This window comes from Alteriqipengyuania flavescens, assembly GCF_030406725.1.
Lineage (GTDB): Bacteria > Pseudomonadota > Alphaproteobacteria > Sphingomonadales > Sphingomonadaceae > Alteriqipengyuania_B > Alteriqipengyuania_B flavescens.
The window spans coordinates 2,060,066-2,084,728 of the sequence record NZ_CP129107.1; the positions used below are offsets into that span (position 1 = coordinate 2,060,066).

A 24,663-nucleotide genomic window follows, 5' to 3' on the forward strand; every position below is an offset into this window, starting at 1 on the left:
CACGACTGGTTACCCACGGGTTGCCATTTGTTGAAGCGAACGAGGACTGAAGCCGTGGCGATGGGCGGACTGCTTAAGGGATTGCGGGGGGGCAGCTATGCCGCCCGCGATTCCGTGCGCGCCGGAGCCTTGTTCGACAGCGCATCCAGTGCCGATCTGCTGGAGTTTGTCGAAAACACGCAGAGCATCTGGGTCTGGCAGACCGACCCTCAGGGCAATTTCACCTATGTCAGCGAAGCTTTCGACAAGCTCGTCTGCCCTGAGGGCCGTTCGCTAATCGGCAGCCATGCGGTCGAGCTGTTCGAAAGCGAAGAGGACGAGGCGGCCATGCCCGGGCGCAGCCTGCGCCTCATCATGTCCACCCACAAGCCGATCCGCGACCGCATCCTGAAGATCGGCGAGGATGCCGATGCTACCTGGTGGTGCGTCGTCGGCAAGCCGATGTTCGATGGCGAGACCTTTCTGGGCTACCGCGGTTACGGGTCGAACAAGACCGAAGAGCAGCGCAAGGCGGCCGAGGAAAACCAGCTCGCCAGTTTCGACAGCCTGACCGGGCTCGCCAACCGCGCCAGGATGGAACAGCGCATCGATACGATGCTGGCGACCTTCGTCGCTGCCAAACGCTCCTGTGCGCTGATGATGATCGACCTTGACCGGTTCAAGCAGGTCAACGACACGCTGGGCCACGCCGCCGGCGACGAGCTGCTGAAGCAGGTCGCAGAGCGCCTGAAACGCGTGGTTGGCGAGAATGCGGAGATCGGACGCCTCGGCGGCGACGAATTCCAGATCCTGATGCCCGACATGGACGACCGCGGCCGGCTCGGCGAAATCGGGCAGAAGATCATCTCGATCCTGTCGCAGCCCTTTGTCCTCGACGGGGCGCGCACCAGTATCGGCGGATCGCTCGGCATCGCGATTGCCCCATATGACGGGATCGAGCGCGACGCGCTGGTCCATAGCGCCGACCTGGCGCTCTATGCCGCAAAGCATGGCGGGCGCGGGCTGTACCGGTTCTACTCCGCCGACCTCAAGAACAGCGAGCGCGACCGCAAGGGCATCGAGGCCGATCTCGAACTCGCCCTGCAGCGCGGTGAATTCGACCTAAATTACCAGCCCATCGCCTCCACCGCGAACAACAAGATCGTGGGACTTGAGGCACTGCTGCGCTGGTACAGCCCCGAACGCGGGCCCGTGTTGCCGGAGCTGTTCATTCCGATTGCGGAAGACAGCAACCTCATCGTGGGCATCGGCGAATGGGTGTTGCAGGAAGCCTGCCGCGAGGCTGCGACCTGGCCGAAGAGCGTGCGCCTGACGGTCAACGTTTCCTCGGTCCAACTGCTCAACGAAGGTTTCCCGACCGTCGTCACCAACGCGCTCGCCAACTCGGGTCTCGAACCGAACCGCCTGGAGCTCGATCTCAACGAGAACGTATTCCTGCGCGATACGCAGCTGATCGATGAAGCGGTGGCGAAGCTGCGCGGTATCGGCGTGCGCCTCGCGCTCGACGATTTCGGTGCCGGCATGTCTTCGCTCGGCTATCTCAAGGGCACGCATTTCGACACGCTGAAGATCGACCCGGAATTCCTGCGCGACGCCTGTGCGCCCGCCAACCGCAACGGCGACCTGATCCGCGCCATCGTGGCACTCGCAGGCGCGCTCGGCATGGATAGCGTGGCCGAAGGTGTCGAGGCAAAGGACGAACTCGCATTGGTGCGTGAATGTGGAGTCACCCACATCCAGGGCTTCATTTACGCGCCGCCGATGGACCGTGAGGAACTGCACGATAAGATGGTGAACGAGGCTTGGGCCATCGAGCCCAACGGCCCCGAACGCCAGCGCGCGGAGCGCCGCCGCGTGTTCCGCCGCTGCAACGTCATCCACGAGGACCATTTCTACGAAGTCATGATGCGCGACCTGTCCCGCACCGGCGCCCTCATCGAAGGCCTGGCCGACGTGCCGGTTGGCGAACGCTTCGTCCTCGACTTCGGCGAAGGCCAGCTGGCTGTCGCCACCGTGATCCATTCTCGCGGCGACAAACAGGGGCTGGAATTTGAAATTCCGCTCGTGCCCGACGGGGCGGGGGGCCTGTGTACCCGCCACCGCGTGTCGCCCTATGCGCTCGCGGCGGCCGGCATGCCGCTGCAGATGCTGCCTCCGGGCAATTACCCGCTGGTCGGCGGGGAATACGGCGCCAAGCCCAAGTCGATGCCCAAGTTCGCCCAGCTTTCCATCGCTGCCAAGATTGCCGACGGTGGGGAGGGTTGATTGATTACGATGGGTAAATCGCGCTTCTTTTCGAAACGAGACAGCCGCGCCAGCGCAACCGACAGGTCCAGCTTACTCGAAGAACTCGAAGCTCTGGGCCTCGGCTGTTTCTGGGCCAGCAATGCAGAAGGTTTGCTTACCTACATTTCGCCTTCTGCGACTGCAGAACACGGGATCGAAGCGAGTGATCTGACCGGACAGCAGCTTCTCAAGATATTTGCCGACGAACCAAAAGTCGCCCTTGAACCGGGTGCTCGGCCGCTCAGCTTCGTTCTCGGGGCCCACACCGCAATTCGCAATCTGACGGTCAGGCTTACGCAAGCGCCGGCGGAAACCTGGTGGAGCATTTCCGCCCTGCCGCAGATCGACAGCGCCGGCAATTTTGCAGGCTATCGCGGGACCGCGCGCGACGTCACGGCGATCCGCCACAGCTCCGCCGACCGCGACCACATGGCGCGTTACGACGCGCTCACCGGCCTTTCCAACCGCGCGCGCATGGCGCAGCGCCTGCAGGCCACGATTACCGCGGTAAAAGCCGCAAAGCGCAGTTGCGCCCTGATGTTGCTGGACCTCGACCGCTTCAAGCAGGTAAACGATACGCTCGGTCATCCATACGGCGACAAGCTGCTCAAGCAAGTCGCGCAGCGGTTGCAGAAGATCGTCGGCGACAAGGGAGAGATCGGGCGGATCGGGGGCGACGAGTTTCAGATAATCCTGCCCGACATGGACGACCGCGGGGAATTGGGCGCGCTGGCCAGCCGCCTAATCCAGATGGTTTCCCAACCCTATTCGATCGAAGGCAGCCGCGCGATCATCGGCACTTCAGTCGGCATCGCCATCGCGCCTTATGACGGTGTAGAAGCTGAAGAGCTCGTCGGCGGGGCCGATCTCGCGCTTTATGCCGCCAAGGGCAAGGGGCGCGGCCAGTACCGCTTCTATTCGCAGGAACTTCGCGAAGAAGCCCGCTGGCGCCGCGAGATTGAGGAAGACCTGCGCGATGCGGTCTCGAAGCAGCAGCTGCGCATGGTCTACCAGCCGCTGGTCCGCAGCAGCGATTACCACGTGGCCGGCTTCGAGGCGCTGATGCGTTGGGATCATCCCGTGCGCGGAGAGGTCGGGCCGGGAACGTTCATCCCGGTGGCCGAGGAAACCGGGTTGATCCTCGAAATCGGCGCCTTCGCCCTGCGCGAGGCGTGCCGTCAGGCCGCCGAGTGGCCGGGCGATCTCAAGCTGGCAATCAATGTCTCCGTCCCGCAATTCGTAAACGCGGAATTCGTCGAGCAGGTTGCGCAGGCCCTGTCCGACAGCGGCCTGCCCGCCCAGCGACTGGAAATCGAGATCACCGAAAGCGTTTTCATGGGCGACCATGAGACTGTGATCGACCGCATCGGTGCGCTTACCAAGATGGGGGTGCGGCTGGCGCTGGACGATTTCGGCACCGGTTATTCCAGCTTCGGTTACCTGCGCAACGCGCCCTTCAACAAGATCAAGATCGACCAGAGCTTCGTACGCGGCGCGACCGAAAACGACAATAACAACGCGGCGATTGTCACTGCCATCGTCAGCCTTGCCAGTGCGCTCAAGATGGAAACGGTCGCCGAGGGTGTGGAGACGATGGATGAGCTGGAGCTAGTGGTCTCTCACGGAGCTACCTTGATCCAGGGTTATCTTTTTGCTCGGCCCGAAACGCATGAAGCGGTCATGGAGCGGCTCAACCACGGCGAACTGACCTACCAGCCGGTGGGTCCCGCCAAGTACCGCGCCGACCGCCAGAGCATGTTCCGCCGCGTCGGGATTATCCATGGTGACCATCTCTATGGCGCCATGCTGCGCAACCTGTCGAAATCGGGCGCCTGGGTGGAGGGAATTGCCGGTACGAACGAAGGCATGCAAATTGTGCTCGACCTTGGCGAAGGGCAGCTTGCGGTCGGTACTGTCCGCCGCGCCGGAGAGACGGGCTTCGGCATGGAATTCGAGACAGCTCTGGTCAGCGACGGTGCCGACGGGCTGTGTACCCGTCACCGGATATCGCCTTATGCCCTCGCCAATGCGGGCATGCCTCTCGCCGCGTTGCCGAACGGCAGTTATCCGCTCAATCCCGCCGCCGGGGCCGGCGGGCCGACCGGACCGCGCGAGTTGATGGAAGTGGTCGCCCGCCAGCGCGGGGCCGCCTGACCACCGCACGCATACAATGTGCTGACAGCCCGCCTGCCGCCCGCTAAGGGCGGGGGAAACGTGCCATCGCGCGCGCCCTCTTCCTATCCCGGCAGGCCATGACCGACCTTTCCAAAGTCCGCAATTTTTCGATTATCGCGCACATCGACCACGGCAAGTCCACCTTGGCGGACCGGCTGATCCAGGCATGCGGCGGGCTGACCGACCGCGAGATGTCCGAGCAGGTGCTCGACAACATGGACATCGAAAAGGAGCGCGGCATCACCATCAAGGCGCAGACGGTGCGCCTCAATTACACGGCCAAGGACGGCGAGACCTACGAGCTCAACCTGATGGACACGCCGGGTCACGTCGACTTCGCCTATGAAGTTTCGCGCAGCCTGGCCGCGTGCGAAGGCGCGCTGCTGGTGGTCGATGCGGCGCAAGGGGTAGAGGCGCAGACTCTCGCCAACGTGTATCAGTCGATCGAGCACGACCACGAGATCGTGCCGGTCATCAACAAGATCGACCTGCCCGCCGCTGAGCCGGAGCAAGTCCGCGCGGAGATCGAGGAGGTCATCGGCCTCGACGCCAGCGACGCGGTGCTCACCAGCGCCAAGTCCGGCATCGGGATCGAGGAAACGCTGGAAGCCATCGTCGCCCGCATCCCCGCACCCACCGGTGACCGCGACGGGCCGCTGAAGGCCAGCCTGGTCGACAGCTGGTACGATCCCTACCTCGGCGTGGTCATCCTCGTCCGCGTGATCGACGGCGTGCTGAAAAAGGGCCTCAACGTCCGCTTCATGCAGGGCGGCACGCAGCATCTCGTCGACCGGGTCGGCTGCTTCACCCCCAAGCGCACCGACCTGCCGGAAATCGCGGCGGGCGAGATCGGCTTCATCACCGCGCAGATCAAGGAGGTGGAGCAGGCCCGCGTCGGCGACACGATCACCACCGTGAAGGGCGGGGCCGACACGCCGCTGCCCGGCTACAAGGAAGTTCAGCCGGTGGTGTTCTGCGGCCTGTTCCCGGTCGATGCCGCCGATTTCGAGAAGCTGCGCGAAAGCATCGGCAAGCTGCGCCTCAACGATGCCAGCTTCAGCTTCGAGATGGAATCGAGTGCGGCGCTGGGCTTCGGCTTTCGCTGCGGGTTCCTCGGCCTGTTGCACCTCGAGATCATCCAGGAACGCCTCAGCCGCGAATACGATCTCGACCTCATCACCACCGCGCCGTCGGTCGTCTACCGCATCAAGCTCGGCAAGACGAAGAACGAGGACGAGAAAACGATCGAGCTGCACAACCCGGCCGATTACCCGGACGTCAACCGCATCGAATGGATCGAGGAGCCGTGGATCAAGGCCACGATCTACACGCCGGACGAGTATCTCGGCCCGATCCTGAAACTGTGCCAGGACCGCCGCGGCATCCAGACCAACCTGACCTATGTCGGCGGGCGCGCGCAGGTGACTTACGAGCTGCCGCTGAACGAGGTGGTGTTCGACTTCTACGACAGGCTGAAATCGATCAGCCGGGGCTATGCCAGCTTCGATTACGAACAGATCGGCCTGCGCGAAGGCGACCTTGTGAAGATGAACATCCTGGTCAACAACGAGCCGGTGGATGCCCTGTCACTGATCGTCCACCGCAATGTGGCCGAAGAGCGCGGTCGCGGCATGTGCGAGCGGCTTAAGGACTTGATTCCGCGGCATCTTTTCAAGATCCCCATTCAGGCCGCCATCGGCGGCAAGATCATCGCCCGCGAAACCATCGCCGCGCTCCGCAAGGACGTTACGGCCAAATGCTACGGCGGCGACATCAGCCGCAAGAAAAAGCTGCTGGAAAAGCAGAAGAAGGGCAAGGCGCGGATGCGGGAGTATGGCAATGTGAGCATCCCGCAGGAGGCATTTATTGCGGCGCTGCGGATGGGGGAAGAGTGAGGTTCAAACGCCGGTCAGCAGGAAATCGAGAGCGTTGAGAACGGCTCGCTCGTCTCTCTCAAGAGAACCTACTTTTTTCCCGAGTTCGCTCGTTTCGATTGCTGCCAAGAACTGCGTCATCAGTACAAACTGGTCATCTTCGATCTCGAATACAGGATTCAGGTTGCGCGCGGGCTTGGGAGCTTCCGATTGCGGGAGCAAGGGGATGACAACCCTCGTCTTGAGGTCTTCAAGGAGCTCCGCCTGACAATCGACAACCAACGGCCCGCCGTTCTTGAGGCGGAAAACGTCGAGACGAGCCATCAGAACAGGCGCTTGTCGGCCAGGGGAAGCCCATTTGCCTCGACCCAGTCATTGGCAAGCTCGATGGCTTCTTTATTCTCTGCGACCCATTGGGCAGCTTCAGCCTTTCGAATAGCTCTACCTACCCCATCCTCGGCGGCCGCTGAGGCATTAATACCAAGCTCCTTCGCCCTTTGAAGATAATCAGGGCGGATGGTCATACTTGTCCGCTTGCGCGGCGTACGACCGTCGAAGCGCTTGTCGATGAACTGGTTTATCATACGTCGACTCTATATATATATTGAATATGCATATCAAGCTGCCTATGCGCCTGCTAGGCCGAAGCGGCGATCGGCGGTAAGATCATCGCCCGCGAAACCATCGCCGCGCTCCGCAAGGACGTTACGGCCAAATGCTACGGCGGCGACATGAGCCGCAAGAAGAAGCTGCTGGAAAAGCAGAAGAAGGGGAAGGCGGGGATGCGCGAGTATGGCAATGTGAGCATCCCGCAGGAGGCGTTTATCGCCGCGCTGCGGATGGGAGAGGAGTAGGTTTGGAGTCTCGGAAATATCTCGTATAGACACCGGATATGCTCACAAAAATCGAAATTGACGGCTTCAAAACGTTCTCTAACTTTGAGCTCAATTTGAAGCCGTTTACGGCGGTCGTTGGTCCGAATGCTAGCGGTAAGTCTAATTTGTTCGACGCTCTGCAACTCTTGGCAGCGCTAGCGGAAACCGATGTTCACACCGCTTTTCAAGATCTTAGAGGCGAGCCGGAAGAGTTTTTTAGGCGCACCGCTGATGGTCAAAGTAATACAATCCGAATTGCCGCCGAACTTTATTTGAAATCTAGCGGGAGCGACGATTTCGGGCGAAAATTCGCGGTTCCGTCACAGAGACTTCGGTATGAAGTGGAGTTGCAGATAGGGTATGATCGTTCTGGGGCGCCAATCGGAATCTACGTTACAGATGAATTTTGTCGTTCGCTCAAACGAAGCGAGGATAGAGCCAATTATTTGAGCCCACTGAACCCTAATTATGGAAGGTATTCCGTCCCTTTCATTCGGAAGAATGACAGCGGGGATGCCTTACTCGTACGGCAAGATGGACCCAGTAAGAGCGGCAACCCAATGCAGTTTTCACTTCGAGAGGCTTCGCGTACAGTCCTTTCTACGATTTCCAGTGCAGAGTTTCCCCATTTGTACGCCGTTCGGCAGGCGCTAAGCGCGATAAGATTCCTCGAAATTAATCCTCAAGCCGCGCGCAAGCCCAGTGATCGCTTCGAAAAAACAACGTTGCGGCCAGATGCTGCAAATCTAGCAGCTGTTCTGAACCGCATTCGAGAACAGACTCGTCGAGATGACCGGCCCGACGGAGCGTTGTCTGATATCGCTGCCGATTTAGCGTCTTTAATCCCGAGTGTTTGCGGGGTTGAAGTTCAAGCTGACGATCGGCGGGATTATGCGTTCAATGTTCGATTCACCACAGACCTGACTTTTAGCAGCAGAGTAATCTCAGATGGAACGCTGCGCCTTCTCGCTTTGTTGACGGTCTTGAACGATCCTGATCGAAGAGGCACTCTCTGTTACGAAGAGCCAGAGAACGGGGTCCACGATGGCCGGATACCTACGCTCGTGGAAATTATTCGCGAAGCTACACTTGTTCGCAAAGGTTCGGGACAGACCTTTCAGGTTCTCTTGAACACTCATTCACCTAAGGTGATGGAGGAGCTTCACGACGAAGAGATCGTTGCCGCTGACCTGGTTACCGCATTAAAGCCGGGCCACACAGAGTCGACATCCAGGACAAGGATGAGAACCGGCGTCACAGCCGAAAGCGACCTATTCGAGCCAGAAAAGCATTTAAGTCGAGCTGAAGTTGATCGCTTACTGCAACGTCCCGGTGATTCCGGATGAAGTATCTCGGATGGGGCGTCTTCTACGAGGGCCATACCGATGCTGCTTATCTCGATGTCTTGATCCCGCGCATTATTCGCGATGTGATCGCGAACGGCCAAGGAGAGGACATCATCGAGGTGCCCGATCAGCCATCAGTGCGTCTCGGAAGAAAATCGCGCTCGGTCGATAGCGTAGCGGCGGAAGCATGCGAATTTTTCGATGCGTTTGAAGTGATCTTCGTTCATTCTGACATCGGGGGGCGTGGACTTGAGCAGACCCTTGATTGTCGCTCATCAGCGTTTTGTGAGGCGATGACAGCACGATGCGATATCGAGGATTTTCGATGCGTCTGTCTTACACCACGTCACGAGACGGAGGCTTGGGTATTGGCTGATGGAGAGGCAGTGCTTTCGGCCGTCGGCATGAATGGGAGTATCACAGGCTTTGGGCTTCCTTCGACCCCTCAAGCTGCGGAGGGCTTACCTGACCCAAAAAAGACATTGGCTGATGCGCTTGACGCTATGAACGTGCGAGCTCGTACGAGGAATGCCGAATTGCTCTTTCCCGCCATAGCAAACGCGCAGAGGCTGACTGAATTATATCGGGCTCCAACCATTCGGACTTTCCGAGACCGCGTAAAGCAAGCATTGGTGGGCGGAAACTTTCTTAATCCTTAGCCGGTTGATGGGATTGCAGGCAAAGCGATGACCTTCGGCGTTTTCATGCACAAGGATGGGTCAATCTACGACGACATTCCTGAGGTGCATTACCAGTTTCCGAAAGGCTATCTCAGCCGCGCTCAGCAAATGGTCGGCGACTGGATTGATTATCGCGAGCCGGTGAAGATTCCGAACTCCAAGGGCTTCTTCGCCGTCGCGAAGGTCGAGGAAATCATACCCGACCCGACGGAGCCTGACCGCTATCGTGCGATAATCGAGGCAGGCAGCTATCTGCCGTTCGAGCCGACCGTTCCGCACATTGTGAATGGCGAGCAGGTGGAGCGCGGCGTTCTCAACGAAGAAGGCAAGGTTTCCGGCCGCGCGCAGGCTGCTGTCCGCCCGCTTTCACCGTCGGACTTTGCGCGGATCGTCAGGCTGGGCTTGCCGGAGGATGATACGCTCCCGCGCGTGGGGGATGCCGAACCGCTCAATCGGGTGCAGGATACGCAGACCCCGTTCGAAATTGAGCGACCTATCGTGCAATCGCTGGTCAACCGCCCCTTTCGCGACAAGGCTTTCCGGCGAGCCGTGCTTCATGCCTATGACGGACGCTGCGCTGTAACCGGTTGGCGGCTGGTCAATGGAGGCGGGCGGCTTGAGGCGGAAGCGGCGCATATCCGCCCGGTCGAGCATGGCGGGCCGGATTCCATCCGCAACGGGCTTGCCCTGTCAGGCACGGCACACTGGATGTTTGATCGCGGCCTGATCGGGGTGGAGGATGATCACACGATCGTGATCCATCGCAAGGTGAATGACCGGGACGGGGTGCAGGCCATCATCAACCCGACCGGCAAACTGATCGCGCCCGAACGCGCCAGCGACCGCCCGCATCCCCAGTTCCTCGGCTGGCACCGCGACCATCACCTGTTTGCGGCGTAGCGCCAACGCCGTCACGCGTCGTTCCGCGATTGCTGGCGCAATCGCTCCATGCGCCACGTGACGTCAGTCGGATTCCGCTGCGCGGACCCGCTGGCCGGAGTTACAGCCTCTCGCTTCTAGCTTGCCGTTTGCTGTGCAAACGCCTGCGCTAGGCGCGGGGCTTCACTCCCACCCATCATCCCTCAAGCTCCGCGTCCTAGGCCCGCTCTCGTCCGGCTTCCCCTCGGCCGCCCTGTTCCAGCCTTCCGGCGGGTGCTGGCCCGCTCCCTCGCCGTCGTCCCTGTCAGCACCCGCGTCGCCGCCGCCGCGCTGCGCCTCTTTCGCCAGTTCCGCTTCCACCGCCTCTTCGTCCACCGCCCAGTCGGGCAGGGCCGAGTCGCCCGTCGCGCCGGGGTCTGCGGCGAGGAGGGTGTGGTAGTGGCGCAGGGCCGCGCGGGTTTCGGGGGCGAGGGCGATCCATCGGGCGAGCTGGCGCGCGTGGACCTGTCGGTGCAGCGCCTCCACCTTGCGGTCGATGCTGGCGCGCACCTCTGCCGGGGAGACGTGCTTCGCCGCCTGCTCCGCCTCCCACTCCGCGCGCCATTCGGCCTTCAGGCGCCGGCGCGCGGCAGGGCCGAGCGTGCCGGAATGGCCGGCTCCCTTGCCGTATTTCTCCGGCATGCGCTGGGCGAGGACGAACATCAGCAGCCGGTCGTTGAAGACGCGGCGCGTGCCCACGATCTCGCCGCGGTGGTAGACCGGCACCTCCACTCCGTTGATCGCGCGGTCCATCAGCGTGTCCTCCACCCGCCGCACTCCGAGGTCCAGCGCGGCCTCCCACGCGCGGGCGAAGCTGGCGCCTTCGGGGTGGGCGCGCAGCTTGTAGATATGGTGTTCGCCCGCGCCCATGCGGCGGCAGGCATCGCGCACCGTGCCGGTTTCGGCGAGGAGGGCGATGAATTCGCGCTGCCGTTCTGCGCTCCAGCCGCCGCGGCGCATGCGCTTGCGCGGGACCGGGTCGAATTCGGGCAGGGTGTTATCAGGGAGGGCGGGGCGGTTGTCTGGCGTGCTCATCCGCCAGCCTGAAGCAGATTTCGCTCGAGTAGGAAAATAGCGCGTGCTGTGGTGGGGTGGCGGCCAAAAGGGGGCTTTCATGGATCTGCAGGCATTGGCGCGGGCAGAGGGCTCGCTCGGCATCGCGCTTTCGGGCGGCGGGGCGAAGGGGGCGTTCCAGGTCGGCGCGATCCACGAGCTGGTGACGGTGCGCGGATTGGACTTCGGCATCATCGGCGGCACCTCCACCGGCGCGCTGCAATCGATCGGGCTGGCGCTGGACATGGTGCCCGAATTGCTCGACACGTGACTGTCGCTGAAGAGCGAGAAGGACGTCTATCGCAAACGGTTGTTCGGCCTGGCGGGCGCGATCTCGTGCCTGTAGCTAGCGCCTACGGCCGCGTCTGGCCGGTGCCGTGGACGAGGTACTTGAAGCTCGTCAGCTGCTCCAGCCCCACGGGACCGCGGGCGTGCATCTTGCCGGTGGCAATGCCGATTTCCGCGCCCATGCCGAATTCCCCGCCGTCGGAGAACTGGGTGGAGGCGTTGTGCATCACCACGGCGCTGTCGATCGCCATCATGAAGCTGTCGGCAGCGGCCTGGTCTTCGGTCAGGATCGCGTCGGTGTGGTGGCTGGAATGGTCTTCCACCCAGCCGATGGCTTCATCGAGGCCGTCCACGATCTTCACGCTGGCGATGGGACCCAGATACTCGGTGTTCCAGTCCTCTTCGCTCGCCGGCTTCAGCCGGTCGTCGATGGCGACGGCATCGGCATCGCCGCGTAATTCGCAATCGCCGACCATGACGTCCGCGATTTTCGGGATGACCTTGCCTGCAATCGCACGGTCGACGACGATGCTTTCGGTCGCGCCGCAGATGCCCGTACGGCGCAGCTTGGCGTTGCGGATCACATCCATCGCCTTGTCGATATCGGCGGCTTCGTGGACATAGGAATGGCAGTTGCCGTCGAGGTGCAGCAGGGTCGGCACGCTGGCCTGGTCGCGGACAAGTTCCACCAGGCCGCGCCCGCCGCGCGGGATGACCAGGTCGACGAATTGGTCGGCTTTCAGGAGGGCGGCAACCGCGGCGCGGTCGGCGGTCTGCACGGTCTGCACCGCATCGGCGGTAAGCCCTGCGCTACGCAAGCCCTCCTGCATCGCTTGCACGATGACGCGGGTCGAGTTGCGGCTTTCGCTGCCGCCGCGAAGGATAATCGCATTGCCGGATTTGAGGCATAGCGCGCTGGCATCCGCGCCCACGTTCGGTCGGCTTTCGTAGATCATGCCGATCACGCCGATCGGCACGGCAACGCGTTCGATCTTCAACCCGTTCGGGCGGTCGAACGTGGCGAGCCGGCGGCCGACGGGGTCGGGCAGGTCGGCGATTTCCTCCAGCGCCTTCGCCATCGCCTCGATCCGGTCTTCGGTCAGGCGCAACCGGTCGATGAAGCTTTCCGGCTTCTTGCCCTCGACGCTCTTCACGTCTTCGGCATTGGCAGCGAGCAGGGCAGGGGTCGCGTTGCGCAGCGCCGTGGCGGCGCCGGTCAGCGCCTTGTTCTTCGCCTCCGTGCTGGCGGTGATAAGCTGGCGCGCTGCCTCGCGGGCGCGGCTGCCAAGCTCGTGGATATGGATCTGGGGGTCGAGTGTCTGGTCGTTCATGTCGTCCTCTTTTATCTTTGTCGTTCTACGGGCGCGAGCGGAGCGGGGTTCCGCAAAAAGGGCGGTTTCCCGCGCGCTCAGCGCAGTTCGACCGCGCGATCATACGCAGCCTTGAGCGTGTCGCGAAGGCGGCGGGACAGGCCCTCGTCGCCATTGAGCGCTTCCAGCCCCGCCGCGGTCGTGCCGCCCTTGCTGGTCACCGAATTGCGCAGGTCTTCCAGCGGCTGGTCCGGTTGCTGCATCGCCATGGCGGTGGTCCCCGCCATCGTGCCGAGCACCATGTCGCGCGCCTCGGTTTCGGAAAAGCCCATGCCCACTGCGGCCTCGACATAGGCGCGGGCGATTTCGAAGATATAGCCGGGGCCGGAGCCGGCGACAGCGGTTACGCGGTCGAGCTTGTCTTCGCTATCCACGGCCACGCAGGTGCCGGTGCGGTCCATCATGGCCTGCGCGTGGGCGGCCTGCCGCGCGGTGACGGCATCGGCGGCATAGAGCCCGCTGACGCCCTGGCCCACGGCGGCGGGCAGGTTGGGCATGACACGGATCACGGGCGCGCCGTCCATCAGGCCGGACAGGCGCGCGGCGGAGGTTCCGGCGGCCATCGAGAGCACATAGCCCCCTTCGCCGAGATGCGGGCGGTAGTCCGGGAGGATGTCGCCGATCATCTGCGGCTTGATCGCCACGATGACGGCATCGAAAGTTTCATCGCCCAACGCGGCGCGGTCGCCCAGTAGGCGGACGCCCTCGGGCGCTTCCTGCAGGCCGGGATCGACGATTGTGAATTGTTCGTCGCCCTTCTTCCAATAGGTTAGCAGGGCGCCGCCCATTTTTCCGCAGCCGATCAATAGAACTTTCGAATTGGTAATATTACGCTCCCATATATTGGTAGTTAGGGTTGCAAGTTAGATTAATACCGCTGCCGAGCGGATCGCGGAACCGATGACAGGCATGCCGCTTGACCCGGTATGCATTGGAATTTTCCAGGCATAGTGTGTTGTGCAGTGCACAATTCCTATCTATAAGGCCGCATATAAAATTTCAACCCGATGAAAGATTGAGGATGTCCAGATTTCCATTGTGACCCAATACCAGAACACCGCATCAACCGCTCAGAATAACTCCAAACCCCAAACCGTCGTCGTCAAGATCGGCTCCGCGCTGCTTGCGAACCAGGACTTGCTGACGCCGCGCTTCGGGTTCCTCCAACGCCTGTTAGAGGATGTCCACCGCCTGCGCACGCAGGGCAAGCGCGTGATTCTGACCTCTTCAGGCAGCGTTGCGCTGGGTCTGCGCATGGTCGGTGAATCGCCCGAAACCGCCGGGGTTTCCGACAAGCAGGCCGCCGCCGCCTGCGGGATGCCGCTGCTGCTCAACGCCTACAAGCAGGTGGCGCACGAGTATGGCGTGGAAATCGCGCAGGTCCTGCTTACGCTCGGCGATTTCGAGAACCACCGCCGGTTCCTCAACACCCGCAACACGGTCAACCGCCTGCTGGAAGCCGGCATCGTGCCGATCGTGAACGAAAACGACACGATCACGACGGAACAGATCCGCGTGGGCGACAACGACCGGTTGAGCGCCAAGGTCGCGCAGATGGTCGGCGCGAAGGACCTCATCATCCTGACCGGGGTCGACGGGCTGTTCGACCGCAATCCGGACGATCCCGGTGCGGTTTTCATCCCGGAAGTCAGCGACGTGTCGCAATATATGGCGGCCACGCAGGGCAAGAGCACGCTGGGCACCGGCGGGATGGAAACCAAGCTACTGGCGGCGAACATGGCGCAGGAAGCCGGCTGCATTACCTGGATCGCGCAAGGCGAGGCGGACCGGCCGCTCTCCACCGTGCTATCAGGCGAAAGGCGCGCGACGAAGGTCCTGCCGCATCCCAACCCGGTTTCCGGCTGGGACGGTTGGATCGCCAACCGCCTGCAGATGGCCGGCAGCGTGGTGGTTTCGAAAGAGGTTGCGGGCCAACTCGGCCCCGACGACCGCCCGATCCGCCGCGCCGACCTGATCAGCGTGGACGGCGATTTCACCCGCGGCGACGTGCTCCACGTCTACGATACGGACGGGGTGGAGCGGGCGCGTGGCCTGAGCGACTTTACCAGCGAGGAACTGCGCGTCTTGACGCACAATCCGGATGTGGCGGCGCCGCAGCTGCTCGGCTACAACACCAAGGGCGAGATCATCCGGGGCAACAACCTGGTGCCGCTCGACGATCGCCACCTGCTGTGGGACGCGCCCGAGGCAGTGGAGGAACAGCGCGGCTAAGTCGCGCGCTCCGGCACGCGATCAGACCGAGCCCATCCCGGTCGACGCCTTCGTCATCGTGGTGTTGAGCGACGTGCCGACCGAATTGAGCGCCGCCACCATGGCGATGGCGAGCAGGGCCACGATCAGCCCGTATTCGATGGCGGTCGCACCGCTTTCGTCTCGCAGAATATGCGTGATCGTTTGCATGGTCGCAGCCTTCCGGCAAATTCGTGGCGGCCCGGGTACAGGGCGCCTTCCGTCGAGGCTCCCTGTGCGGCGATAAGGGTTTCCACGGGGTTGGTGGGCGTGGTTGAGAAGCGCGGTTTACGCCTGGTCAACCATGTTCCGCGGCGGGTTTGCGGGCCTCGCGGCACGGCGGTGGAACGCAGGCACAACTTCACTTGGCGTTCAGGGGGCGGCTGGCTATACGGCGCGGCTATGAGTTCACGCTTCACCGCCCGTTCGCTCGCGCTGGCCGCGCTGCTCCCCGCCACCCTGCTGACCGGCGCCTGCGCCACCGGCGGCGGCGCGTCGGACACCGCCTTCGTCGCGCGCGACGTGGAATCGCTCTACCGCGCAGCCAAGCACCGGCTCGACCGTGGCCAGTACGAAGTGGCCGCGCAGCTGTTCGACGAGGTGGAGCGCCAGCACCCCTATTCGCCCTGGGCCCGCCGCGCCCAGTTGATGAGCGCCTTCAGCTATTACGCCGACCAGGACTACGACAAGGCCGTCCAGGCCGCGCAGCGCTTCCTGACGATCCACCCTGGCAACAAGGACGCGCCTTATGCCTATTACCTGATCGGCATGAGCTACTACGAGCAGATCAGCGATGTCGACCGCGACCAGTCGGTCACGCTGCAGGCGCTCAATTCCCTGCGCGAAGTCAGCCGCCGTTTCCCGACCACGGAATACGCCGCCGACGCGCAGCTGAAGATCGACCTCGTCAACGATCATCTCGCCGGCAAGGAAATGGAGATCGGCCGCTTCTACCAGGACAGCGGCAAGTGGGTCGCTGCCAACATCCGCTTCCAGCGGGTGGTGGAAGACTACCAGACCACCAGCCACGCGCCCGAAGCGCTCTATCGCCTGGTCGAGACCAGCCTGGCGCTCGCGATTCCCGAACAGGCGCGCAATTATGCCGCCGTGCTCGGCGCGAACTATCCGGGCAGCGAGTGGTACCAGAAGGCCTACGAACTGATCGGCGACAAGGCCCCGGGCCAGCTCGCCACCCGCTGACGCGCATTATCCGGGAACATCGCGGCAACATGCGCGTGACACGCGGCGGCGAATCCGGCTAGGCCCGCAGGCGATGCTGACCACGCTCGCCATCCGCAACATCGTGCTGATCGACGCGCTCGAGCTCGAGTTCGCGCGCGGCCTCGGCGTGCTCACGGGGGAGACGGGCGCGGGCAAATCGATCTTGCTCGACGCCCTTGGCCTCGTCCTCGGCAACCGCGCGGAAACCGCGCTGGTTCGTGCGGGCGAGGAGCAGGCGAGCGTCACCGCAACGTTCGAATTTGCCGAACTGCCCGCCGCGATCCGCGAAGCCCTGTCCGATGCGGAGGTGGAGCTCGAACCGGGTGAACCGCTGATCGTGCGCCGCCGGGTGAAGGCGGACGGCGGCTCCAAGGCCTGGGTCAACGACCAGCCCGTCGGCGTCGCGCTGCTGCGCGAATTGTCCGGCGCGCTCGTCGAACTCCACGGCCAGCACGACGACCGCGGCCTGGTGAACCCGCGCGGCCACCGCGCCCTGCTCGACCGGTTCGCCGGGGCAGACGTCGCGAAAGTGGCCGGGGCGTGGGACGGCTGGCAGGCAGCCCGTTCGAAACTTGTCGCCGCCCGCGCGGAGATCGAGCAGGCCAAGGCCGACGAAGACCTGCTGGTCGCGCATTTGGCGGAACTGACCGCGCTCGAACCGCAACTTGGCGAGGAAGACGAGCTCGCCGGCATGCGCAGCGACATGCAGAAGGGCGAGAAACTGTCGGGCGATCTCGAGGAATTGCGCCACGTGTTCCAGGGATCGGACAGCGCGCTCCCCGCCCTGCGCAGCGCGGCGCGGCGGCTCGACCGGATCGCGCCCGAACACCCGCTGCTGGCCGAAGCGCTGGCGGCGCTCGACCGCGCGGTGATCGAGGCAGGGGAAGCGGAAGAAGCGCTGGAACGCGCGGCCGAGGCGCTGACCCACGACCCGGCCGAACTCGACCGGATCGAGACGCGCCTGTTCGAACTGCGCGCGCTCGCCCGCAAGCATTCCTGCCAGGTGGACGACCTGCCCGCGAAGATGGTCGCCATGCGCGCCGCGCTCGATGCGATCGAGGGCGGCGAGGCGGACGTGGCCGAACTGGAAGCGGCGGAACGCAGCGCGCACGAAACCTATCGCGGCGCGGCGCAGGCGCTGCACGATGCGCGGGTGAAGGCGGCCAAGACGCTCGACAAGGCCGTGGCAGGCGAGCTCGTGCCGCTGAAGCTGGATGCCGCGCGTTTCCGCACCGCCGTGGCGATGCTGCCCGAAGAGCGCTGGGGCCCGGGCGGCATGGACGGCGTCGAATTCCTGATCGCGACCAATCCCGGCGCGGATTTCGCCCCGCTCGGCAAGATCGCCAGCGGCGGCGAACTGTCGCGCTTCATCCTCGCGCTGAAGGTCGCGCTGGCGGAGAAAGGCGGGGCGGGGACGGTGATCTTTGACGAGATCGACCGCGGCGTCGGTGGCGCGGTGGCGAGCGCCATCGGCGAGCGGCTGGCGAGGCTGGCATCCGACGGACAGCTGCTGGCCGTAACTCACTCGCCGCAAGTCGCCGCGCGCGGGGGCACCCACTACCTCATCGCGAAATCCTCGCACGGCACGGTCACCAAGACCAGCGTGGACCGCCTCGACGAAGCCGGTCGGCAGGAGGAAATCGCCCGCATGCTGAGCGGCGCGGAAGTGACGCCCGAAGCACGAGCGCAAGCGGACCGGTTGCTGGAGGGCGTCTAGCGGCTCCGAAGACCATCCGCAGTGGTGCCGAAGCGGCGAAAACCGGTTTTTAATACTGTTGCTGCACTCTCCAGCCATGTCGAAGCGTGCCGTTCTTATCGCCTTTGCCAGCCTCGCGTTCTGGCTGCCATCCGGTGCATCCGCGCAGCAGATCGTCGGCATGCCGACTGTGATCGACGGGGACTCGCTCGAATTCGCGGGCACGGGCGTGCGCCTGCTCGGCATTGATGCGCCGGAGGCCAAGCAGACCTGCATGCGGGACGGCGAGGTCTGGGCTTGCGGACTGGAAGCTGCCGCCTTCCTCGGCGAGTTCGTCAAGGGCCGCATGGTGAATTGCGAAACGCTTGATGTGGACCAGCATGGACGTTTCCTGTCGCAATGCCGCCTTGGCGATCTCGACCTCGCGCTCGTCATGGTGGAGCAGGGCCTGGCGGTTGCGGCGGACGATGCCCCGGCGGAATATCTTGCCGCGCAGGCTTTGCGGCAGGAGCACCGCATCGGCATCTGGGGCTCCGACTTCGAAATGCCGAAGGCCTGGTGCGAAGCCAATCCCGACCTCGTTCCCGCGCCGGCCCCGGCACCCGTCGCCGAGGCGCCGCAACCTCGTGCCGGGGGAACCCCTGCCGCCCGCGACCTGACCCGCCGGTACACGAACCGCTTCGGCTGTGCGATCAAGGGTAACCGCAGCCGCCGCGGCGAGTGGATCTATCACCTGCCGGGACAGGAATATTACGACGTCACGCACCCGGAAGAGCTGTTCTGCACCGAAGCCGAGGCCATTCGCGCGGGCTATCGACGGACGAAGAACTGACGCCGCTTTGCGCGCCCGCCATGCTGGGGCATAGGACGACCGAGAGGATTCGCCGCCGATGTCAGACAACCATGCCCCGACGACGAATGAGGCCGATGCCGCCAACGAGTTGATGCGCCTTGCCAAGCAGATTGCGAGGCATGACCGGCTGTATCATGCCGAGGACGCGCCGGAGATTACCGATCAGGAATACGATGCGCTGGTGCGGCGCAATGCGGAGCTGGAGGCGGCCTATCCGCATCTGATCCGCGCGGATTCACCGAGCCGCAAGGTGGGGCATGGTGTCGCCGCCTCGCCGCTGGGCAAAGTGACACACGAGGTTCGCATGATGAGCCTCGACAATGCCTTTGCCGACGAGGAGGTGGCGGAGTTCGTCGCGCGGGTGCGGCGCTTCCTCTCGCTGGCCGAGGATGCGCCGCTCGCCTTCACGGCGGAGGACAAGATCGACGGCCTTTCCTGCTCGCTGCGTTACGAGGAGGGGCGGCTGGTGCGCGCCGCGACGCGGGGCGACGGGCAGGTGGGCGAGGATGTGACGCCCAATGTGGCGCATATTGCTGATATCCCGCAGGAACTTGCCGGCTCGGTGCCGCGCGTGTTCGAAATCCGCGGGGAGGTCTACATGGCCAAGGCCGATTTCCTCGCGCTCAATGCGGCGCACGAGGAGGCGGGGGAGAAGCTGTTCGCCAATCCCCGCAATGCCGCCGCAGGATCGCTGCGGCAGAAGGATGCGGGCGTCACGGCGAAGCGGCCCTTGCGGTTTTGGGCGCATGGCTGGGGCGCGGTCGAGGGCGAACTGCCGGGTGATACGCAGACCGCTGTGGTGGAGGCGATTGCGACGATGGGCGTGCCGGTCTCGCCCCTGTTCACCACCTGCGAAACGCTGGAGCAGATGCTCGCCCATTACGAGAAGATCGGCGCGCAACGTGCTGACTTGCCGTATGAAATCGACGGTGTCGTCTACAAGGTCGACCGGCTGGATTACCAGCAGCGGCTGGGCTTCGTCGCCAAGGCCCCGCGCTGGGCGATCGCGCGCAAGTTCCCGGCGGAGCAGGCGGAAACGACGCTGGAAAGCATCGACATCCAGGTCGGCCGCACCGGCAAGCTGACGCCCGTCGGCAGGCTGGCCCCGGTGCTGGTGGGCGGCGTGACGGTGACCAATGTCACGCTTCATAATCGCGATGAAATTCAGCGGCTTGGCGTTCGCCCCGGAGACCGCGTGGTAATCCAGCGCGCGGGCGACGTGATCCCGCAGGTCGTGCGGAACCTGACGCCGGACGCGAAGCGCGAGCCTTTCGTGTTCCCCGACCACTGCCCCGAATGCGGCAGCGAGGCGGTGAGCGAGGAGGGCGAGGTCGACGTGCGCTGCACAGGCGGTCTCATCTGTCCCGCGCAACGCACGGAAAGACTGAAGCATTTCGTCAGCCGCGGCGCGCTCGATATCGACGGTCTGGGCGAGAAGACCATCGACCAGTTCTTTGCGCTAGGCTGGCTGGAAAGCCCCGCCGACATCTTTCGCCTGAAGGACCGGCGGCAGGATATCCTCGCGCTCGAAGGATGGCAGGACAAGTCTGTGGACAAGCTGTTGGCCAGCATCGAGGCGCGACGCGAGCCCGACGCGGCGCGGCTGCTCTTCGGCCTCGGCATCCGGCATATCGGCGCGGTGACGGCGCGCGACCTGATGAAGCATTTCCACGCGCTTCCGGCCTTGCGCGACGCAGCGCAGCAAGCCCGCGCAGGCGACGGGGAAGCCGCCGCCTCGCTCACCGCCATAGACGGAATCGGTTCGGCCGTGGTGGAAGCGCTCGGCGATTTCTTCCACGAGGATCACAATGTCGCCGTGTGGGAAGACCTGCTGTCCGAAGTCAGCCCGCCGCGCTACGAGGTCGAGACGCGTGACAGCCCGGTGGCGGGCAAGACCGTGGTCTTCACCGGCAAGCTGGAGACGATGAGCCGCGACGAGGCGAAGGCGCAGGCCGAGCGGCTGGGCGCCAAGGCCAGCGGATCGGTCAGCGCGAAGACCGACCTGCTGGTTGCCGGGCCGGGCGCGGGCAGCAAGCTCAAGAAAGCCGCCGAGCTCGGCATCGAGACCATCGACGAGGCCGGCTGGGCCGCCATCGTCGCGGCTGCGGGCTAGGCAATTGCCTGAAAAGATTTCGGAAACGCGCCGTCGCCCGCGCGTTCGCCTAGTGTGAAAATCCCCGCCCGTTTCATCGTCCTGCTGTTCGCCGTGCTGGCCATCGCGGTCATCGTGGTGTCACTGCCCGACCACTCCGGCTTTCCGGTAACGGAGAAGCGCGAGGGGCGGGAGGAGCCGGCGCCGCCTGCCGAGCCCTCGCCCGCGGAACTCGCCTTGCAGGCGGAACTCACCCGGCTGGGGGGCGGATTTCCCGGCGATGCGGGGCTTGCGGTGCAGGAGGTCGCGACCGGCAAGACCTTCGCCCACGATGGGAGAGGCATCTATCCGCAGCAGAGCGTGAGCAAGCTGTGGGTCGCGATCGCCGCGCTGCACGAGGTCGACGAGGGGCGGCTGGAGCTGGCCGAAATGGTGACCCTGCGCCGCGACGACCTCACCGTCTTCCACCAGCCGATCCGCAATATCGTGAACGCCCGCGGTGCCTTTGCGACCGACTATGCCGACCTCATCGAACGGGCGCTGACGCAGAGCGACAACACGGCAAACGACCGCATCCTGCGCCGCGTCGGCGGGCCGGAGGCGGTGCAGGCTTTTATCGACAGGGCGGAGCTGGCGGGCATCCGCTTCGGCACCGACGAGCGCACCAAGCAGAGCGCCATTGCGGGGCTGACGTGGCGGCAGTCCTATTCGTATCGCGACTGGTTCTTCAAGGCGCGCGACGCCTTGCCGGACGACCAGCGGCGGCAGGCCTTCGAGGCCTACCTGGCCGAGCCGATCGACGGCGCGACCCCGCTCGGCCTTGCTGATGCGCTCGCCCGGTTTGCCCGCGGCGACTTGCTGTCCGAACCGTCGACCCGCCTGCTGCTCGCCACGCTGGAGCGCACGAAAAGCGGTCCCAACCGACTGAAGGCCGGCGCGCCCGCCGGGTGGAGCGTCGCCCATAAGACCGGGACGGGGCAGGTCTTCGACGGGGAGCACACCGGGTATAACGACGTCGCCATACTCACCGCGCCGGACGGGCGGCAGTATGCCGTGGTGGCCATGATCCGGCGGACCCGAGCATCCTATGTCGCGCGGATGGAGATGATGCAGGCGCTCAGCCGCGCCGTGGGACAATACCACGACGCGGCCTATGGCGGCGCCGCCGAACCCTAGTCGTTCGGCATCAGGTGGATTTCGCGCACGCAGCTCGTGTCCGGCTGCCGGAGCGCGAAGACCACCGCATCGGCAACGTCTTCCGGCTGCAGCTTTTCGGGCTTTGCCTCGTCGAAGAATTCGGTGTTGACCATGCCGGGCGAAATGACCGTGCAGCGCCCCTGCCATTCGCGCATTTCCTCCGCCAGATTGCCGGCGAAACCGTGGATGAACCACTTGGTGGCGCCATAGATCGAACCCTTCATGTGGTCCCGCCCGGCTTTCGATCCGGTGACGATGAAGTGCCCTTTCGTCTTGCGCAGTTCGGGCAGGGCGGCGTGCGCGGTGTAGAGGACGGCGAGGATATTGAGGTGGATCATGTCATGCCATTCCTCCGGCACGCCCTTTTCCACCCCGGGGTGTTCGACCCCGCTCCCGGCATTGGCGAACACGCCGTCCAGCCCGCCGAATTTCGCCACCGTGTCCGCGACCGCGCTGCGGACCTGCTCGCGGTCCGTCACGTCGCATTCGATGGCGAGCGCGCCTTCGCCGATGTCGCCGACCAGCGCGTCGAGCTTGTCCTTGGAACGGGCGAGGAGGGCGACGTTCCACCCGGCCTTGGCGGCGGCCCTGGCCGTGGCGGCGCCAATGCCGGACGAGGCGCCGGTGATAAGCAATGTCTTGGTCATGGAGGTTCTCCGATAAGGGGATGCACGCAGGCAATGGGCGGCGACAGCGTTGCGTTCCGGAGAAAGCGCGATGGTTAATTCTGCGCTGTTTCCAACGCAATTTTTCCCGGAATTGTCGGAATTTTCCAATCGACCCCGTCAGCAGCTGCGTATTTCCGAGGACGGGCGCAGAGGGTTGGGGGAAGACATGGCACTGGGCGCGATCCGTGAGGCGATAAGGCGGCGCAAGGCCGCAAAGAAGCGCGGCATTTCGGGGCCGCGCGAGCTGTGGACTCACATGCGGGTGTTCCGCTGCGAGGTGGATGCCTGTCTCGCCGCCGACGAGGCAGAGCTTGCGCGACTGGTCCGCGGTGGGAAATACGCCTGCGTCGGCAAGTCGCACTCCTACAACGCGGTCCAGCTCTGCCCCGGTAATTCTGCGGTGATGATGGAGGAAAGCGGGCTCGACACGTTGAAGTGGCGGGGAAACTTCGACGGTGGCGGCATCGCAACCGTCGGTGCATCTGTCACGATCCTGGAACTGAAGCAGTTCCTGCTGACCGAGAGGCAGCGCTTGATGAACAGCGGCAATTACATGGGGCAGACCGTCATCGGCGCGCTGGTGACCGGTACGCATGGCTATGGCGAAACACCGGTGATGGCCGATGCCCTGCAATCGCTGACCTTCCTCGATGACGAGGGCGAGCGGGTGACGCTGGTAAGGGGAAGCCGCGATTTCAATCTGGCAGCTGTGTCGTTTGGGACAATTGCACCCATCGTCGAAGTCGAAATCCGGACTGTGCCGCTGCGCAGCTATCTTTCCACCGCCCACATCACGCGCATGTCGGAAAAAGAGGGGCTGAAGTCCGGCAGTGTTGCGGCCAGCTGGGCGGCCATGCCTTACAGCGATCCCGAAGATCCTCTCATTATGCTGCACACGCTCCACGAACTGGGTGCAAAATCGCAGGGAAGCGACCATAAACCCAGCTGGTTTTCCCTGGCCGGTTTCGTGAACTGGGCGCTCAACCATTATTGGGCGATCGACCGGCTCTATCCCGTCTGCCGGCGCTGGCTGCACAAGTTCGCCGATGGCCTGGACCTGCGGAAAAAGCAGACCGTGACGACGCGACCCGATGACCTGGACTATCTTTACGATCCCCAACCCGGCGCGATGAGCGAGCGGGGGCCGGAATTTCTGCGGGGCATGTTCTCCACCACCAACACGGCCCACAACCTTGCCTTCTTCGTGCCGCTCGAACGCGCGGAAGCCGTGGTGAAATTCATCATGCTGGAAGCGGGGAAGTACAGCGATCTCGGCTTCTATCTCAAAAGCCTGATCGGCGTGCGCGAATTGCGCGGGCGGTCCGACCTGGTCTTTGCCGCTACGCACGACGGCCCCGTCGCCGCGATCGACCTGTTCAGCGACCCGCGCGACTATGCCTGGCTGGAGCGGATCCAGCGCGAGGTCATGGCATACGAACCCGCCGCCCGGCCGCATTTCGGCAAGAGCGCGCTGGGCGAACATTTCCGTCCGGCTTTGGGCGAAGCGAATCTGGACGACCTGTTCCAGTTGCACCGCCAGCATTTCCCAAGCCGGCGCCTCAAGTTCAGCGAACCGGTCCGCCGCCTGCTGCAGGTCGGCCGGCCCACCGCCGGCAACAGCGCGGCGGATGCCATGCTGGCGCTGTTCGGAGGAAAAGCGGACCGGAAACGCGCTGCCTGAAGAATTCTTCGCGCCGCGTGTCGAAAACGCCGCCCGGCGCGTGTCTTCCCCCTGCAACCCTTGCCATGGTGGCGGGGCGATAGCGGGAGATGCCCCCATGCAATACATGATGCTGGTCGTAGGCTGCGGTCTCCTATCGG

21 protein-coding genes and 1 pseudogene are annotated in these 24,663 nt (G+C 63.9%); 15 read left to right on the forward strand and 7 right to left on the reverse strand.

Features of this window, described 5'->3' with window-relative positions; translation table 11 throughout:
• Positions 1–60: 60 nt before the first annotated feature.
• From QQW98_RS10655 to lepA, 3 genes are all read left to right on the forward strand, one after another.
• Complete coding sequence (locus QQW98_RS10655) at positions 61–2,265, forward strand: EAL domain-containing protein (RefSeq protein ID WP_290134920.1); 2,205 nt, start codon at positions 61–63, stop codon at positions 2,263–2,265.
• Positions 2,266–2,274: 9 nt separating this feature from the next.
• Positions 2,275–4,440, forward strand: a complete 2,166-nt coding sequence (locus QQW98_RS10660; protein WP_290136927.1) for a putative bifunctional diguanylate cyclase/phosphodiesterase — start codon at positions 2,275–2,277, stop codon at positions 4,438–4,440.
• Between the two features lie 98 nt (positions 4,441–4,538).
• A complete protein-coding gene (lepA, locus tag QQW98_RS10665) occupies positions 4,539–6,356 on the forward strand; it encodes a translation elongation factor 4 (protein WP_290134921.1) in 1,818 nt (605 codons plus the stop codon).
• 3 nt (positions 6,357–6,359) lie between these two features.
• On the opposite strand, the gene QQW98_RS10670 is transcribed toward lepA, so the two are convergent.
• On the reverse strand, positions 6,360–6,659 hold the full coding sequence (locus QQW98_RS10670) for a CcdB family protein (RefSeq protein ID WP_290134922.1): 300 nt from the start codon (positions 6,657–6,659) through the stop codon (positions 6,360–6,362).
• Positions 6,659–6,919 carry a type II toxin-antitoxin system CcdA family antitoxin gene (locus tag QQW98_RS10675; RefSeq protein ID WP_290134923.1) on the reverse strand — a complete coding sequence of 87 codons (261 nt, stop codon included), beginning with the start codon at positions 6,917–6,919 and terminating at the stop codon, positions 6,659–6,661. Before QQW98_RS10675 ends, QQW98_RS10670 begins: the two co-directional genes overlap by 1 nt.
• Positions 6,920–6,979: 60 nt before the next feature.
• On the opposite strand from QQW98_RS10675, the pseudogene QQW98_RS10680 reads away from it, so the two are divergent.
• The 4 genes and pseudogenes from QQW98_RS10680 to QQW98_RS10695 form a co-directional block, all read left to right on the forward strand.
• Positions 6,980–7,189: pseudogene (locus QQW98_RS10680) on the forward strand (elongation factor 4); the annotation flags it as partial.
• Positions 7,190–7,227: 38 nt separating this feature from the next.
• Positions 7,228–8,556, forward strand: coding sequence for an AAA family ATPase (locus QQW98_RS10685; protein ID WP_290134924.1), 1,329 nt, complete (start codon positions 7,228–7,230; stop codon positions 8,554–8,556).
• Positions 8,553–9,215 (forward strand): DUF4276 family protein, encoded by a 663-nt coding sequence (locus QQW98_RS10690; protein WP_290134925.1) that lies wholly within the window; start codon positions 8,553–8,555, stop codon positions 9,213–9,215. The genes QQW98_RS10685 and QQW98_RS10690 overlap by 4 nt, the downstream gene beginning before the upstream one ends.
• A 27-nt stretch (positions 9,216–9,242) precedes the next feature.
• On the forward strand, positions 9,243–10,136 hold the full coding sequence (locus QQW98_RS10695) for an HNH endonuclease (protein WP_290134926.1): 894 nt from the start codon (positions 9,243–9,245) through the stop codon (positions 10,134–10,136).
• Positions 10,137–10,298: 162 nt separating this feature from the next.
• Here the strand turns inward: QQW98_RS10695 and QQW98_RS10700 are convergent, their stop codons facing one another.
• Entirely contained in the window at positions 10,299–11,189 is an 891-nt protein-coding gene (locus QQW98_RS10700) for a hypothetical protein (protein WP_290134927.1), read from the reverse strand.
• Between the two features lie 79 nt (positions 11,190–11,268).
• On the opposite strand from QQW98_RS10700, the gene QQW98_RS10705 reads away from it, so the two are divergent.
• Positions 11,269–11,478 carry a patatin-like phospholipase family protein gene (locus QQW98_RS10705; protein WP_290134928.1) on the forward strand — a complete coding sequence of 70 codons (210 nt, stop codon included), beginning with the start codon at positions 11,269–11,271 and terminating at the stop codon, positions 11,476–11,478.
• Between the two features lie 82 nt (positions 11,479–11,560).
• Here the strand turns inward: QQW98_RS10705 and QQW98_RS10710 are convergent, their stop codons facing one another.
• Both QQW98_RS10710 and QQW98_RS10715 read right to left on the reverse strand, forming a co-directional pair.
• On the reverse strand, positions 11,561–12,826 hold the full coding sequence (locus tag QQW98_RS10710; protein WP_290134929.1) for a glutamate-5-semialdehyde dehydrogenase: 1,266 nt from the start codon (positions 12,824–12,826) through the stop codon (positions 11,561–11,563).
• Positions 12,827–12,903: 77 nt separating this feature from the next.
• Positions 12,904–13,671: a pyrroline-5-carboxylate reductase family protein gene (locus QQW98_RS10715; protein ID WP_290134930.1), complete on the reverse strand. Its 768-nt coding sequence runs from the start codon at positions 13,669–13,671 to the stop codon at positions 12,904–12,906.
• 232 nt (positions 13,672–13,903) lie between these two features.
• Between QQW98_RS10715 and proB the strand changes: the two genes are divergently transcribed.
• Positions 13,904–15,097: a glutamate 5-kinase gene (gene proB / locus QQW98_RS10720; protein ID WP_290134931.1), complete on the forward strand. Its 1,194-nt coding sequence runs from the start codon at positions 13,904–13,906 to the stop codon at positions 15,095–15,097.
• Positions 15,098–15,118: 21 nt separating this feature from the next.
• On the opposite strand, the gene QQW98_RS10725 is transcribed toward proB, so the two are convergent.
• Positions 15,119–15,286, reverse strand: coding sequence for a Flp family type IVb pilin (locus QQW98_RS10725; RefSeq protein WP_290134932.1), 168 nt, complete (start codon positions 15,284–15,286; stop codon positions 15,119–15,121).
• Positions 15,287–15,517: 231 nt separating this feature from the next.
• Between QQW98_RS10725 and QQW98_RS10730 the strand changes: the two genes are divergently transcribed.
• From QQW98_RS10730 to QQW98_RS10750, 5 genes are all read left to right on the forward strand, one after another.
• Positions 15,518–16,315, forward strand: coding sequence for an outer membrane protein assembly factor BamD (locus QQW98_RS10730; RefSeq protein WP_290134933.1), 798 nt, complete (start codon positions 15,518–15,520; stop codon positions 16,313–16,315).
• Between the two features lie 73 nt (positions 16,316–16,388).
• Entirely contained in the window at positions 16,389–18,053 is a 1,665-nt protein-coding gene (gene recN, locus QQW98_RS10735) for a DNA repair protein RecN (RefSeq protein ID WP_290134934.1), read from the forward strand.
• A gap of 76 nt (positions 18,054–18,129) precedes the next feature.
• Positions 18,130–18,864, forward strand: a complete 735-nt coding sequence (locus QQW98_RS10740) for a thermonuclease family protein (protein WP_290134935.1) — start codon at positions 18,130–18,132, stop codon at positions 18,862–18,864.
• A 58-nt stretch (positions 18,865–18,922) separates the two neighbouring features.
• Positions 18,923–20,998, forward strand: a complete 2,076-nt coding sequence (gene ligA, locus QQW98_RS10745; RefSeq protein ID WP_290134936.1) for an NAD-dependent DNA ligase LigA — start codon at positions 18,923–18,925, stop codon at positions 20,996–20,998.
• A 54-nt stretch (positions 20,999–21,052) separates the two neighbouring features.
• Entirely contained in the window at positions 21,053–22,153 is a 1,101-nt protein-coding gene (locus tag QQW98_RS10750; protein ID WP_290134937.1) for a serine hydrolase, read from the forward strand.
• On the opposite strand, the gene QQW98_RS10755 is transcribed toward QQW98_RS10750, so the two are convergent.
• On the reverse strand, positions 22,150–22,821 hold the full coding sequence (locus QQW98_RS10755; RefSeq protein ID WP_290134938.1) for an SDR family oxidoreductase: 672 nt from the start codon (positions 22,819–22,821) through the stop codon (positions 22,150–22,152). The two genes, QQW98_RS10750 and QQW98_RS10755, sit on opposite strands and share 4 nt — an antisense overlap.
• A 187-nt stretch (positions 22,822–23,008) precedes the next feature.
• Between QQW98_RS10755 and QQW98_RS10760 the strand changes: the two genes are divergently transcribed.
• Positions 23,009–24,523, forward strand: a complete 1,515-nt coding sequence (locus tag QQW98_RS10760; protein ID WP_290134939.1) for an FAD-binding protein — start codon at positions 23,009–23,011, stop codon at positions 24,521–24,523.
• Positions 24,524–24,663 lie beyond the last annotated feature (140 nt).